Source organism: Candidatus Pyrohabitans sp., from assembly GCF_054014795.1.
In genome coordinates this window covers 1-13565 of record NZ_JBPMGE010000060.1, presented here as the reverse complement: position 1 = coordinate 13565, position 13565 = coordinate 1, and the positions used below count along the sequence as shown (strand labels likewise).

Sequence of the window (13565 nt, the reverse complement as noted above, 5' to 3'; positions counted from 1 at the left end):
CCTCCGCGGAAGAGGCAGCCGTTGTCAATAACCACGCCCACCCTGCCCTTTTCTTCATCTGCGCTCGCCAGCATGTGCTGAATCCATGCCCAGTCCGCTGATTGCTTGGGGGTAAAACCATGCCTATACCTCTCCCTCCAGAAGTCCGCCTTTTTTAAAACGCTCTCATCGTAGCCGTCCTGATTCCAGGGGGGATTGGCTATGACCACGTGGAATTTCTTAAACTTCCTGCCCTGGACAAACTTGGGATAAATAAGAGTGTCCCCAAGCCTGAGCTCGGGGTCTCTGATATCATGTATGTAGAGGTTCATCTTGCAAAGCGCCAATGTGGTGGCGTTGGCTTCCTGACCGTAGAGGAAGAGCTTCTTCGCTTCCTCCTCGCCGTACTTCTCCTTGACGTGGTTGTAGGCGAGGATGAGCATGCCACCGGAACCGCAGGCTGGGTCGTAAACCTCCTCCTCGGGTTTGGGCTCAAGAATCTCAACCAGTAGCTTAATAACCTCCCGTGGAGTGTAAACCTCGCCCTCCTTTGCCTTCTGAGGGGCGAAGTAGCGCAGGACCCACTCGTAGGCGTCGCCTAAGATATCGGGCGAGACGTGGTGAAGCTTTCTGGCACTGAACAGCTCAATAAGCTGCCTCAAAATCTCAAAGTTCTCTGTGCTTGTGGTGAACTGGAGAAAATCTGCCCTGTCTACTACGTCCTTAAGCTCAGGGTTGCGCTCAGCGATAATCTTAAGCGCCTGGGAGAGTTTCACAGGTAGCTGGTTCACATCCGTTCTGATACTCTCCCACAGGTACTCCGGTGGGATATCAAAATCGTGGTAGTACTTGCTCTTAGCCTCCTCTCTAGCCTCTTCTTCGGTTAAGCCATCGGCAAGGGCTTCTCTGTAAGCCTGCTCGTACTCCAGCCCCCACTTGTCGCTTATCCTTTTAAGAAATAGAAGAATGAGGATAAACTTGTAGTCCACCCTTGTCCTTATTAAATCCGCTGCCTTTTTTAGAAGGCTTTCAAGCTCCTCACGGGTCAGTTTTTCCCCGGGCGATAGCTCTGCTCTGATTATATCCCTCCTGCTCTTCAACATGTATACCCGCCTTCTGGCGTCGGCTTCGTCTATTCTCGCCTCAAGCCACCCCGCCTTTCTGAGTTCTGAGAGGATTACGTTGATGTTACTTTTGGAGTCTTTAAATCTCTCCCTCAATACTTGGTAGGCATCTCCCCTTGTAAAAGCTTTCTCTCGGAACGCTTCAAAGAGGGCTTCGTATCTTACCTCAATCCACTTTGGGAGTGTAATCTCGCCCATATTCTTATCGTGAAAGTGGCAGTATATAAAAGTTACTATTTTATGAGCTAATTGTATAAGCTAATTAATATAGAACTTATCTAAAATTTCCCCCTAAGACCCCAACTCTCTTCAGCAGTCACAGAAGGGCGTGCTCCTCAAAATAGTCCCCTCCCAAAGTTATAGATTTTCTTCCATCTTTTGTTTTCTCTGGTTGCTGAAGATATAACCCGTACGGCCCTAAATACCTCCCTCACTCTGCTGTAATTCTCGTAAGCATCGTAAATGCATCACTTATGGCCGTTAACGTCGCTTTTAGCCTTAATTAAGCAGGAACAATATAAGGGGTGAGAGGTGGTAAAATTTTTATTATCCGAAATTTAATCTAGGAATATGAGTTACAAAATAGATAAAGATACATGGGAATATGATACCACTAAAAAAGGGATATATATGAGGAAATTGACTGAAGCATATAACTTGTATCTTGTTGAAAAAGGGATTGAGAGGAGTTACAATAACCTAATAGAATTCAGAAAACTATTCCATAAGATCTATCAAAAATGCAAAGAAGAGGGAAAAATTATGAGATTTCAGAATTTACTATGAAGTCCCCTTGCAGTACTGGATTCTTTTATGATGCTGTTATGTTATAAATTTAAATCACCCCAAGACTTTGCTGGAAAAGACGAGCTCTTGAACTCAGAAATTTGAGAAAAATAACTATTCTTCTAAAAACTTTCTGTAACTTATACCACCAGTCTCTCACCCTCCCCCACCACCTCAACCCTCACCCCTTCCAGCCTCTCAGCGAAAAACTCGGGGTTCTCGGTGTGGACGGGTATGAGGACCTCGGGCTGAATCTCCTCCACCATGCGCAGCATCTCCTCGCCCGAGGCGTGGCCGCTGGCGTGGTAGCCGCGCTCAAAGGCTGGCGCTGGTTTGCCCTTCTTCTCCACTATCCCGAAGCCTCTTACCTCGAAGTTGAAAAACTTCAGCCAGTTGTACAGGCGCAGGAAGTCGATGACCTGCTCCTCGGTATATGCCTCGCTGCTGGAGTAGATGTAGGTGCCGCCCTCTGGTTTAATGTCCAGCAGGTGCTTCACATCCCAGAAGGAGAAGCACAGGATGTAGCTCTCCGGCGAGGAGGCGATATCGCGGGGGTCGACCAGCTTGTCCCCGTGCCTTGCGAAAACCTCCTTCTCATAGGCATCCCTTCTCGCCTTTAGCTCCCTGTAGATGAGAAGTCCATTCACCCCGCCGGTGCTGTGGGTATCCTCAAGGGCATCCAGCAGGTATGCATCCCTGGCTAGGACCACAAGCTCCCTCCCCGCCTCCCTAGCAATCTTTGCAAAGGTGTCCAGACGCTCCAGGTTCCGGGGAGAGAAGTCGGCCACCACCAGGCGCCTCTCCTCCAGCGTTGCCTCAAGGCAGGTTTTGTGCACCTCCTCCTCGCTCACCTGCTCAATCTCTTCGCCAGCCCTGGTGCCCTCTGCTATCAGCACCTGTGGGGCCAGCGCCCGGGCTTCGCTGACAAAGCGCGCTGTCTTCTTCCTGAGCATGCCGTGGGCGCGGATGTCGCCTGTGTAGACCACCCAGCCAGAGGAGGTTTCAAGGGCGCAGGCAGTCGCACCATAGATGGAGTGGTCCACCTCCCACACCTTGAGCTCAAAGCTGAGCTCATCCAGGGGCCTGAGGGCCCCTGCTTTTATTCTGCGAGAGCCGGGGCAGCGGGTCCAGAAATCCCTGAAGGCGTCGCCCGCATCACCGGCTATTAAAAAATCCCTCCCCAGGTAGGGCGCCTTCCTCCAGGGACGAGGGCTTATCACCCTTGCATCCTCCCCTGAGGCTTCCCTCGGGGTGGTGTACGCCGCCTCTGTGCTTACGTCAGCCCTTATGTCCCTCATAGCCTTCAGTATAGCAGCAGTGGTGGGCGTTGCCACTGCAGGAATACTCAGGTCGAGCAGGCCCAGGCAGCCGGCATGGTCCAGATGGGCGTGGGAGATGAAGGCGGCCTCCACACTGAGCTTCCTCATGCGGGATAGGTCAACATCCGCAGGTGTCAGATCTGGACGGTAGTTGTTTATCCAGGGTATTAAGCCCATGTGCAGCAGGTCGTGGATGCCGCGCGCAGCCCTGGGCCTGAGGAATTCCTCATAGAAATTCTGCATCTTCCTGTAGTTAATCCCGAAGTCGAAGAAAATGCCCCTGCCTTCGCTCTCCACATAGATTTTGTTCCCGCCTATGCTTCTTGCGCCGTCGAAGATGGTTATGGAGGGCATTGAGAAATTATTGGCGACGGCGGATAAATCATTTGTGCCAATTTTTAAATCCCGGAAAGGGGATATTTTATATATGCGTCTCAGAAGTTTCATCCCCGGGCTTCTGCTGCTCGCCCTCCTCATGACGCTGCCGGGCTGCACCAGGGAGGAGGCCAGGGAAACAGCGCCAGCGCTGGAGGTAAAGCTGGAGTTCAGCCAGTTTCCTGCAAGGTACACCTGCGACGGCGAGGACATATCACCAAAAATAGAGATTTGCAAACTCAGGGAGGCGAGGTCCATTGCGGTTATACTCGATGACCCTGACGCGCCCCTGGGCACCTTCACCCACTGGCTGATATGGAATATTGAGCCGGTGGGGGTAATACCCGAGAGTGTGCCCCGGGAAGGTGTGGTATCCCGGCCCATCGGGGCGGTGCAGGGAAAGAACGACTTCGGGAAGGTGGGATACGGCGGCCCCTGTCCGCCCAAGGGGAAACCCCACAGGTACTTCTTCAGGGTCTACGCCCTAGACACCAGGCTTGAGCTGGAACCCGGCTCTGGAAGGAGGGAGCTTGAGAGGGCAATGGAGGGGCATGTGCTCCAGTACGGCGAGGCCATGGCCACCTATGCGAGGTAGTCAGCGCGACATCTCTTCAGCTCAGTGTCGTAGAGCTTCACAAAGTCTGTGGCCGAGAGGATGCCCACAGGCACAGGCAGGCTTCCGACAGGCTTCTTCTGGGTTATCACCAGGCGGTGGATGTTCCTCTCAAGCATAACCCTGGCAGCCTCCTCCAGGTTCGACTCCGGCGCTATCTCTATGGTGTGGGGGGTCATTATGTCCTCTGCGGTAAGGCTGAGAAGCTCCTCCCTGCTCTTGCCTGTGAAGTTCTTCAGGATGTCGACGCTGGATATAACCCCCATGGTTTCCCCCTGGCTGTTCACCACCACAATCGCCGAGACGTCGTTCACCACCATCTCCTCCAGCACCTCCTCCACGCCGGCTGTGAAGTTCACAGTAACCACTCCGCGCGTCATCACATCCCTGACGGCAAATCTGCTCAGGGAGCCCTCCATACGCCTACCTCCTGACAGCGCCAGTAAAGGCGTTTATGTTCTCCAGGGGTATGGTGGGCGGAATATCGCAGCCCGGGCAGAGCACATAGCCCCCGCCCTCAGCGGCGGCGGAGATGCATTCCTGTGCCGCCCTCCTAACGTCCTCTGGCGTGCCCTCGGCGAGCACTGCCACGGGGTTCACATTGCCAGCGATGCATATCCTGCCAGCCAGCATCTGCTTGGCGGCGGCGAGGTCCACCTTGTGGTCGAGGCTGAAGCATCCCGCCCTGCTCTCTGCGATTTCAATGAGCTTGTCGCTGGTGTTGCCGCAGATGTGCAGAAAGGTGCGCGCCCCCATCCTGTCTATCTCCTGCACAAGCTCCCTGAGTGCTGGAAGGGCAAAGTCCACAAACTGCCTCTTTGATATCAAATCCCCGCTCGCCGTGGGGTCTGCGATGCTCACAGCCTGCATACCCACGTCCTTTATAAGCGGCTCGTAGAAGGCGATGATCAGGTCCTTTGCAAAGTCAACCACCTGCTTTACAAACTCCCTGTTCTTGTAGGTATCCCGCATGAGCTGCTCCACACCGCGCAGGTTGGCTGCCTTGGTGAAGGGCCCCCAGGCGGTTGTGCCCACGAGGTATTCATCGCCTATGCGCTCGTGCACAATCTCAGAGGCACGCCAGATGGTGCGTATTGTTTCATCCTCATGGAGCCTCTCAATGTCCATGGCCTCCAGGTCCTCTGGCGAGTTTATTATGGGCGCCTCCAGGTCTGGAGCGCCTATCCGGCGGAACTTTATCTTACCGCCTATGGCAGCGGCAAGGAAGTTGTTGTAGCCCGAGCCGGGGTAAACCATGTCAGAGCGAAGCAGCCTCGCTGTCTTTATTATGGTCTCGGCATACTCCTCGGGTTTGCCGATAAAGTCGATGAAGCTCTTTCCCGCATTCTTTATTGTCCACATCCCCCCACCGAAGATTACAACAGGCACCCTCTCAGGCGTGCCCAGCTCAAAGGCCTCGAGAATTATGTCCTTGGGCTTCATCTCCAACACCTCAATAGATATTATTGTTGTACCAGACGTATATAAATTTATCCTGCGTTAGGATTTTTTTCAAATCTATGGTATTAAATATGGAATGTTTTTAGATTAATTAGTAAAATTTAAATATGTGCATAACCAAATATTCTTACAGGAGGAGACTCCAGGAGGTCGCTTTGTATGGCAAATGAATGTGAGGAATATGTAAATGAGAAGATGAAGATAGTGCCCAGATTTTTGAAGCCAATCTGCCAGGTGCACCCCGAGGCTGCGAAGCGCTTTGCAGACTTCTATGAAACCATCTTCGGCGATGGTGCGCTGGACAGGAAGACAAAGGAGCTCATCTTCACAGCCATAGGCGTGGCCACAGCTTCGCCACGGTGCATAGTCCACGTTATTCCTGCGATTGAGGCGGGCGCAACCGACGAGGAGATTCTTGAGGCTGTGGCTGTTGGATTCGTAGGCGCAGGATTCTATCCGAACAACCCTGGCATTCCCTACTGCTTCGAGTACGCAGCAAAAACACTTGAAGTCGCCCAGAAGTACAGGAAGGGTGAGGACTGGGAGTATCTCGAGCCCCCGGTGTTCAGGGGGTAGGCTCCCCTCTATTTTTATCCTCAGGCAGGCGATATCTTCCCCCTTTGAGGTACTTCCTCACCACGTAGGGCATGTAGCGGCAGGCTTCGCAGCCCTCGCCGAAGTCATTTTCGCCGAGGCAGAGCTCGCCGCCCATGTAGTTAAGCTCCACCTCTCCCCCGCGAATGCCCTCCTTCTCCACGGGGTCGAAAAAGAAGGACCTCATCACCTCCAGGTCCTCTTCGCTTACATCCAGGAGTCTTACTCTGCACAGCATAGCAACCACCTAAAGGAAGCCAGCCGCATACTGGAGCACATCGTTGCACCTTACGCCGCTCCTGAAGGCGCGCCACTCTGTGCCATAGGGCTCGGGCAGGCGCCTCGCCACGTACATGGCATAGCACGCCGGGCAGTTCATAAGCAGGGTTTCTGCGCCGGTGCGCGAGGCATCGCGCAGAAAGAGCTTTCCTATCTCCAGGGCAACCTCCGGCATTGCCCCGCGTATCCCCCCGCCGGCGCCGCAGCATTTGGTAAGCCTCCCGTGGCGCTCAAGCTCCACCAGCTCCACCCCGGGTAGGTGCTGCAATATTGTGCGCGGCTCCTCGTATACACGGGGACCCCGAAAGCCTCGCGTAAGCTGGCAGGGGTCGTGGTAGGTGACCTTCTCCTCCCTCGCCCTCGTAAACCTGAGCCTGCCCTCCTCCACGGCAGAGGCTATTATCTGGGTAACATGGAGCACCTCGAAGGGGAGTTTCCCTGCATAGCTCTGCCACACCTCGCGGATCTGCTGCAGGCAGCAGGGGCAGCTAACAGCAAGCGTGGTTATATCCCTCTCCTCCAGTCTTGCGATATTGTTCTCCACAAGCTCCTCCTGGGCCTCCCACATGCCGGCAACCGCAGGAGGCCAGCCGCAGCACCACGCCTGAGAGGCTTCCAGGAGGGTGAACTCTATGCCAGCGGCGCTGAGCAGGCGAACCGCCGCCTCTGCCATCTGCGGGGCATCCCAGGCAACGCCGCACCCCTCAAAGTAGCACAGCTCCGCCTCCTCCGCAGGCTTAACCTCCGGCGGAAGCCAGATTCTATAGCGCAGATCCAGGGGTGAGGCGAAGATGCTGTGGTGCTTCCTTGTATTTTCAAGCAGCTTAGGCAGGGTGCCCGGCGCGGGGTAGCCCATCTCCACAAGCTCCCTCCGCAGGGTCCACCAGAGCTTCTGGGTGTCTATGCCCACCTCACAGGTCTCGCCACAGGCGCCGCAGGTGGTGCAGGCGTAGAGCGCCTCCAGAAAGCGCTGTACCTCCTCCCCGGAGGGCTTTCTCTCTCCAAGAAGCCTGGCCCCTATGCCATGCACCGCCTGGATGAAGCCCCCGTAGCTAGCGATCTTGGCAGGGGGCGATATCTCGAGGTTGTGCGTCGCCTCCTGGACGACGCAGGCGTCTGTGCAGGCACCACAGCGAACGCAGGCCTCAAGCTCCAGAAGCTGCTTCCGTGTGAGATGGTTGAGAAAATCCTTTCTGGGTGGCGCCTGCGCCCTCTTCTGCATAATATAATTTACACAGTCGGGATATAAAAAGATAAACCCGGGATATTAGCCCAGGCTCTTCACAGTCTCAACCATGGCGCGGAGGTTCTTATTCGGCGTTAGGGGCGAGATGGCGCATCCCGGGGCGATTATGTCCATGCCCGCCTCAACTGCACGCTTCGTCTCTGCAGCGACCTCCTCGGGAGTGCCGAAGGCGAGGGCATAGACGGTGTCGATGTTGCCCATAATCGCCGCCCTTCCCCTGCTCGCCTGCACCGCATGCCTGGCGTCGGTCTTAGAATCTATGCTCAGGCATGTTGCACCCGTGGCGAGCATCTCATCTATAACCTTGGTGCCATCGCCGCATATGTGCAGTATGGTCGGGCCTCTAATCTTCCCTATCAGCTCGCGGTCAAAGGGCTGGGCAAAGTTGACATAGCCCCTAACCCCCATGATGTCCACAGAGGCAAACATGTTCTCTATGACAATTGCATCCGCCCCGCGCTCCAGCATGGCGTTGGCATACTCTGCTATCGCCTCCAGACCGAGGTTTGTAAACTCCTTCACCAGGGTGGGGTTCTTTATGGACATCTTCAGTATCTTCTCCATGTTCGCAAGGTGCGCCGCCAGGGAAAAGGCCCCGATTACATGCCCCATAATCGGCACTTGCTCGCCATACCTCTCCCTGAGAATCTCTATGGCCTCAAGCACCACAGGTATTCTGCCCCTCTCCAGAAAGTTCTCGGGCACCTCAACGCCCTCGGGCGTCGCGTAGCCTTTGAAGGGTGCCTCCGGGATGTCTGTCTTTCGCCGACCCCACTTGATTTCAAGGCCAAAAATCTCAGCTTCCACGGTCTGACAGAAGGGGACGCCTATGCCCTCCAGGCCGGCCTGCTCCCAGGCGGCACTTGCGAGGTCTGCCATCTTGTGAGCATCGCTGTAGGCGTCGGGGAAGTAGATTCCCAGGTTGTCCATCTGCTCCACTGTGGCGGTCTGGTTTGGAGAGAGCACAGGGGGGCGGTCAACCTCTTTAAGGCGCAGAGCCCTGAGGAATCTTTCCCTCGGTATCATGTTTTCTCTCCTCTATTCACAGAAAAGCTCCTTAAGTACCTCATCGCTGTAGTTCACAAGCAGCCTCTTTTCCTCTTTAACAGTGGAGGCGACGAAGTGGGTACCTGTTTTCACCACTCCGTCTATAGCATGCATCTCCCTCAGTATCCTCTTTAAATCCTCCCTGTCCTTGGCTTTGGAAATTACGATAAAGTCAAAATCTCCCAGAACATAGTATACGGTAAAAACTCCCGAGATGGACGCGAGCTTCTCCCCTATCTCCTCCGCTGTGGCGTTCTCATAGCTGACGTTCACAAAGGTAACGGCGGTCATGTCCAGACCCAGCACCTGGGGGTCAATCTCCACCAGGGTGCCCTTGATCAGTCCCATCTTCTCAAATTTCTTCAGGCGATAGTGCACTGTGGAGCGGCTTATGCCTGTGCGTTTTGATATCTCGTCGAGGTTGCAGCTCCCGTCCTTGTCGATGCATCTGAGTATTCTGATGTCCTTCTCTTCCAGTTTTACAGACATTGTCTTTTTATTTTTTGTATTTTATATATAAAAGTATCCGCAGAAGTTGGATATTTTTCAAAGATGCTGCGCCCACCTCCATCCCGGCGGCGATTGTCATTTGTATATAATACGATAATTGCGGATTGCATACTTATTTTATCCAATTAATATACAAAATATTTAAATGTAATCCTAACAATATGTATATGCATGGACCCTGCACTGAGGGGTGGTATAGGTGTGGACGAGGCCAGATGCAGTGGATGCGGAAACTGCGAGGCGGTGTGCCCCGGAAACTTTGAGCTTCTGTGCAGGGGCGTGGAGAGAGGGGGCACCCTCAGGGTGATGAATGGCATCGCAGTCTTCCTCTCAGCCGAGGCGTGCAGCAGGCATATACCGGAAAGCGCATGCAGGCTGTGCTATGACGCATGCGCCCCGCGTGCTGTGGTTTATCCCGAGACGGAGGGGTTTCAGAGGCTTGAGGCGGAGGTTGTGAATGCGGGCAGGTGCTCAGGGTGCGGCGCGTGCGTGGCGGTTTGCAGAGACGATGCTCTGGAAGTGGAGGAGTATCCTGTGGCAACGGGTGAGTGCACAAACTGCGGCTTCTGTCTGGTGCACTGCCCTCCGGTGGGGGCACCCGCCGGGGGAGAGATGCTGCCTGAGAGGCCCCTGGGGAGGTGCATCAGGCTGGCGTCGGCACGGACGAGAGATGAGCGCATCGCAGGCGTGGCCCAGGATGGTGGCCTGGTTACTGCGCTTCTCCTCCATGCGCTCAGGCAGGGCACAATAGACGCCGCGGTGGTGGCGTCTAGGAACTCGAACTGGAAGCCCGTGCCCCTGGTGGCCTCGGAGGAGGAAGAGATAATCGCAGGCGCAGGGACCAAGTACACCAACTCTCCGACCCTCGCGGCCATCCCAGAGGCGCGCGAGATGGGCTTCAGGAAGCTGGGAATTGTAACCCTGCCCTGCCAGAGCAGGGCGCTTGAGATGCTTGAAAAGTCTGAGATTGGAAGAGAGCTCAGGCACATCATCGCCCTCAACATAGCCCTGTTCTGCATGGCAAATTTTCACCACACGGCAATAGTTGAGCTCTCGCAGAGGTACAGCTTCTCCCTGGGAGAGGTGAGGAAGTTTGCAATAAAGGGCAGGAGTATGCAGGTGACCACGCATGGCGGAGGCATGGAAATCCCTCTGAGAGAGGCTATGGGATATGTAAGGCCAGCGTGCAGGCGGTGTGCCGACTTCACGGGCATCGGGGCGGACATCTCTGTGGGAGCCGCGGGCTCGCCGGAGGGATTCTCCACTGTGATTGTAAGAACCCGGAGGGCTGAGAGGATATTTCAGGAGATGGAAAGGACAGGAGAGGTTGAGGTCAGAGGGGTTGGCGATAGAGGGTTACGATTCCTGCTGAAGCTGGCGCTCAAGAAACTGGGGAACCTCAGAAATACCTGCGGGCAGGACAATGCGGTGGCGGCTGTGCATGCCGGAGCGGGCACCATTAGGAAAAAATCTAAGTATTTTCATTAATAATTGAAAATTGTATTGGTAACAAAAGAAAAATTTAAATAATGTATCATGTATATGATATGTAGGGTAGTAATATGTCGCCGAAGGATAGAGTGATGGACACCCTGGAAAAGAGGGAAGTTGACCGCCTGCCCGTGTTCAGCGGGATGGGCAATGTAACACTTGCTGGGATGCAGAAGTACGGCATAGACTTCGCCTCCTCTCATACGGACGCGCGCATGATGGCGACGCTGGCGTGCTCCACCTATGAGCTCTTCGGCTTTGAGTGCGCAGTTGTGCCCTTCGATCTCTGCGTGGAGGCAGAAGCATTGGGATGCGAGGTGAACTACTACGCCGGCAAGCAGAACATCCTCTATCCCACGATAAAGACAAAGGTGCTCAGAGTGGGGGAGGAGCTGAGCATACCAGAGAACCTTCTGGAACGGGGAAGGATACCCCTCGTGGAGGAGGCAATCTCGCTGTGCAGAGAGAAGCTCAAGGGCGAGGTGGCTGTGGGAAGCTATGTGCTGGGCCCCTTCACCCTTGCAGGGCAGCTCATCGACCTCAACGACCTCCTCAAGAGCTCCTTCAAGAAGCCTGAGCAGGTGAAGGCGCTGCTCGGCCAGCTGGTGGAGCCCCTCGCCGAGATAGCCAACGCCTACCATGAGGCGGGTGCCGACTACATAACCGTTAGGGAGATGGGGGCACCAAGCGATGTTATCTCGCCGCGCATGTTCAAGGCGCTGGTGCAGCCCTACCTCAGGGAGACCGTAGCGAGGATTAAGGCACCCACGATTCTGCACATGTGCGGCGACACCAACATGCTGGTGGAGATGCTCCACGAGTGCGGTGCCAGCGCAATAAGCGTTGAGCAGAAGAACGACGTCGCCGCCACCAGGGAAAAGCTGGGAGAGGAGGCGGTAATCCTGGGCAACATAGACGCCTATGGGGTGCTGGTGAAGGGCACCCCCGAGGAGGTGGAAAGCGCCGTTGAGGCAGCAATAGATGCTGGTGTTGACGGCGTAATGCCGGGCTGCGACATCTGGCCCGAGGTGCCTGAGGAGAATATGTATGCGCTTATCAAGGCGGTGGAGAAGTACGGAGCGAGGTGAGCCAATGGTGGAGGACAGGAAGCAGCTTCTTGAGGAGATGCGCAGGGCGGTTATAGAATTTGAGGAGGACCGCGTGAAGGAGCTTGCGAACAGGTGGATTGAGCTGGGCTACGATGCCAATGAGGCGATCTTCGAGGGCTTGGCGGCGGGCATGGAGGTTGTGGGCGACCTCTTTGCAAAGAACGAGTACTTTGTGCCCGAGGTGCTCATGTGCGCGGATGCACTGTACGCAGGCCTGGACATACTGCGCCCCCACATAAAGGCTGAGGACAGGGCCGAGACCAAGGGTGTTGTGGTGATAGGCACCGTGGAGGGCGACGTGCACGACATAGGCAAGAACCTGGTGAAGCTCATGTTTGAGGTCGCTGGCTTTGAGGTGCACGACCTGGGAAAGGATGTTCCTCTAGAGAAGTTCGTAGAGGAGCAGCTGCGCACCGACGCAGACCTGGTGTGCCTCTCGGCGATGATGACCACCACCATGCCCGGGATGAAGAGGGTGATTGAGATGATAAGGGAGCGCAACCCGGATGTCAAGATAATGATAGGGGGCGCACCTGTGACGGAGAAGACCGTCGAAATGTACGGCGCCGATGCTACAGGTAAAGATGCCGCCAGCGCCCTTGGGGAGGCCATCAACATGGTATCCTCGCTGAGGGAGATGAAGAGGAAGAAGGAGATTTGAGGTGCAGGGATGAAGCACAGGGTTATCTTCCAGCCCTCAGGGCGAAGGGGTGAAATAGAGGAAGGCAAAACCCTGCGCGAGGCTGCGATGGAGCTGGGCGTGGGCATAGAGCAGGTGTGCGGCGGCAACAGGGTGTGCGGGAAGTGCAGAGTTCAGATTCAGGAGGGCTACTTCGCAAAGTTTGATGTGCACTCGAGCATGGACAACCTCTCACCAATAGCTGAGGAGGAGCTGAAGCACCTCAAGGACGGCGAGGTGGAGAACAACTATCGCCTAGCGTGTGCCGCCCGTGTGCACGGCGACGTGCTCGTGTTTGTGCCCGAGGAGAGCCGCGTTGGCGGTCAGATTGTGCGCAAGGCGGCGGGCGAAATAAGCATCCAGCTCGACCCGGCGGTGAGGAAGTACTATGTGGAGCTTCCCCGGCCGAGCCTCGAGGACCCGGAGGGCGACTATGAGCGCCTGCTGCGCGCGCTGAAGGAGCAGCACGGGCTGGGAGACCTCGCTATCGACTACCCAGCGCTTAAAGCGCTCCCGCTGGCGCTCAGGACGGGGAGGTGGAAGGTCACTGTGACGGTGTGGCAGGAGCGCGAGATTATCAAGGTGGAGCCTGGCTACAGCGAGCTCACCCTCGGCATAGCCTTCGACATCGGCACGACCACGGTGGTGGGCTACCTCACCGACATCGCAACGGGCGAGGTTATTGCGGTAGATTCGATGATGAACCCCCAGGTGAGCTTCGGCGAAGACGTGATGGCGCGCATCACCTATGCGATGGAGCACAGCGATGGTCTTCGCAAAATGCACGAGGCGATAATCGGGGGGATAAACAGGATAATCTCCAGCCTGTGCGAGAAGGCGGGTGTAGGCAGCGATGAAATCCTTGAGCTGGTGCTAGTCGGTAATACGGCGATGCACCACATCTACCTCAACATCTACCCGGAGTATCTGGGTGTATCGCCCTTTACGCCGGC

General features: G+C 55.5%; 15 protein-coding genes. 7 read left to right on the top strand and 8 right to left on the bottom strand.

What is annotated here, in order from left to right; all coding sequences use genetic code 11:
• Positions 1–1301, bottom strand: a 1301-nt coding sequence (locus ACXJJW_RS06630) for an N-6 DNA methylase (protein WP_456474950.1), incomplete at its 3' end; no start/stop codon positions are given.
• Positions 1302–1673: 372 nt separating this feature from the next.
• Here ACXJJW_RS06630 and ACXJJW_RS06625 point away from each other — a divergent pair.
• Positions 1674–1889 (top strand): hypothetical protein, encoded by a 216-nt coding sequence (locus ACXJJW_RS06625; RefSeq protein ID WP_456474949.1) that lies wholly within the window; start codon positions 1674–1676, stop codon positions 1887–1889.
• A gap of 140 nt (positions 1890–2029) precedes the next feature.
• Here the strand turns inward: ACXJJW_RS06625 and ACXJJW_RS06620 are convergent, their stop codons facing one another.
• Entirely contained in the window at positions 2030–3562 is a 1533-nt protein-coding gene (locus ACXJJW_RS06620; RefSeq protein WP_456474948.1) for an MBL fold metallo-hydrolase RNA specificity domain-containing protein, read from the bottom strand.
• Positions 3563–3635: 73 nt separating this feature from the next.
• On the opposite strand from ACXJJW_RS06620, the gene ACXJJW_RS06615 reads away from it, so the two are divergent.
• Positions 3636–4178 (top strand): YbhB/YbcL family Raf kinase inhibitor-like protein, encoded by a 543-nt coding sequence (locus tag ACXJJW_RS06615; protein WP_456474947.1) that lies wholly within the window; start codon positions 3636–3638, stop codon positions 4176–4178.
• On the opposite strand, the gene ACXJJW_RS06610 is transcribed toward ACXJJW_RS06615, so the two are convergent.
• The gene (locus ACXJJW_RS06610) at positions 4166–4615 is read right to left on the bottom strand and encodes a CBS domain-containing protein (protein ID WP_456474946.1); all 450 of its coding nucleotides are present in this window, start codon (positions 4613–4615) and stop codon (positions 4166–4168) included. The two genes, ACXJJW_RS06615 and ACXJJW_RS06610, sit on opposite strands and share 13 nt — an antisense overlap.
• Before the next feature lie 4 nt (positions 4616–4619).
• Complete coding sequence (locus ACXJJW_RS06605; RefSeq protein ID WP_456474945.1) at positions 4620–5639, bottom strand: uroporphyrinogen decarboxylase family protein; 1020 nt, start codon at positions 5637–5639, stop codon at positions 4620–4622.
• A 177-nt stretch (positions 5640–5816) separates the two neighbouring features.
• On the opposite strand from ACXJJW_RS06605, the gene ACXJJW_RS06600 reads away from it, so the two are divergent.
• Complete coding sequence (locus tag ACXJJW_RS06600; protein ID WP_456474944.1) at positions 5817–6233, top strand: carboxymuconolactone decarboxylase family protein; 417 nt, start codon at positions 5817–5819, stop codon at positions 6231–6233.
• Here the strand turns inward: ACXJJW_RS06600 and ACXJJW_RS06595 are convergent.
• From ACXJJW_RS06595 to ACXJJW_RS06580, 4 genes are read right to left on the bottom strand one after another with little or no spacing between them, the layout of a single operon-like run.
• Positions 6223–6489: a hypothetical protein gene (locus tag ACXJJW_RS06595; RefSeq protein ID WP_456474943.1), complete on the bottom strand. Its 267-nt coding sequence runs from the start codon at positions 6487–6489 to the stop codon at positions 6223–6225. The genes ACXJJW_RS06600 and ACXJJW_RS06595 overlap by 11 nt on opposite strands.
• A 9-nt stretch (positions 6490–6498) precedes the next feature.
• Positions 6499–7752, bottom strand: coding sequence for a (Fe-S)-binding protein (locus ACXJJW_RS06590; RefSeq protein WP_456474942.1), 1254 nt, complete (start codon positions 7750–7752; stop codon positions 6499–6501).
• Positions 7753–7797: 45 nt separating this feature from the next.
• On the bottom strand, positions 7798–8802 hold the full coding sequence (locus tag ACXJJW_RS06585) for an MtaA/CmuA family methyltransferase (protein ID WP_456474941.1): 1005 nt from the start codon (positions 8800–8802) through the stop codon (positions 7798–7800).
• 12 nt (positions 8803–8814) lie between these two features.
• On the bottom strand, positions 8815–9312 hold the full coding sequence (locus ACXJJW_RS06580; protein WP_456474940.1) for an Lrp/AsnC family transcriptional regulator: 498 nt from the start codon (positions 9310–9312) through the stop codon (positions 8815–8817).
• A 192-nt stretch (positions 9313–9504) separates the two neighbouring features.
• On the opposite strand from ACXJJW_RS06580, the gene ACXJJW_RS06575 reads away from it, so the two are divergent.
• The 4 genes from ACXJJW_RS06575 to ACXJJW_RS06560 all read left to right on the top strand — a co-directional run.
• The gene (locus ACXJJW_RS06575) at positions 9505–10821 is read left to right on the top strand and encodes a Coenzyme F420 hydrogenase/dehydrogenase, beta subunit C-terminal domain (RefSeq protein ID WP_456474939.1); all 1317 of its coding nucleotides are present in this window, start codon (positions 9505–9507) and stop codon (positions 10819–10821) included.
• Positions 10822–10895: 74 nt separating this feature from the next.
• Positions 10896–11912 carry an MtaA/CmuA family methyltransferase gene (locus ACXJJW_RS06570; RefSeq protein ID WP_456474938.1) on the top strand — a complete coding sequence of 339 codons (1017 nt, stop codon included), beginning with the start codon at positions 10896–10898 and terminating at the stop codon, positions 11910–11912.
• 4 nt (positions 11913–11916) lie between these two features.
• On the top strand, positions 11917–12594 hold the full coding sequence (locus ACXJJW_RS06565) for a cobalamin B12-binding domain-containing protein (RefSeq protein WP_456474937.1): 678 nt from the start codon (positions 11917–11919) through the stop codon (positions 12592–12594).
• A gap of 9 nt (positions 12595–12603) precedes the next feature.
• The coding region (locus tag ACXJJW_RS06560) for a 2Fe-2S iron-sulfur cluster-binding protein (RefSeq protein WP_456474936.1) at positions 12604–13565 on the top strand (962 nt) is incomplete at its 3' end.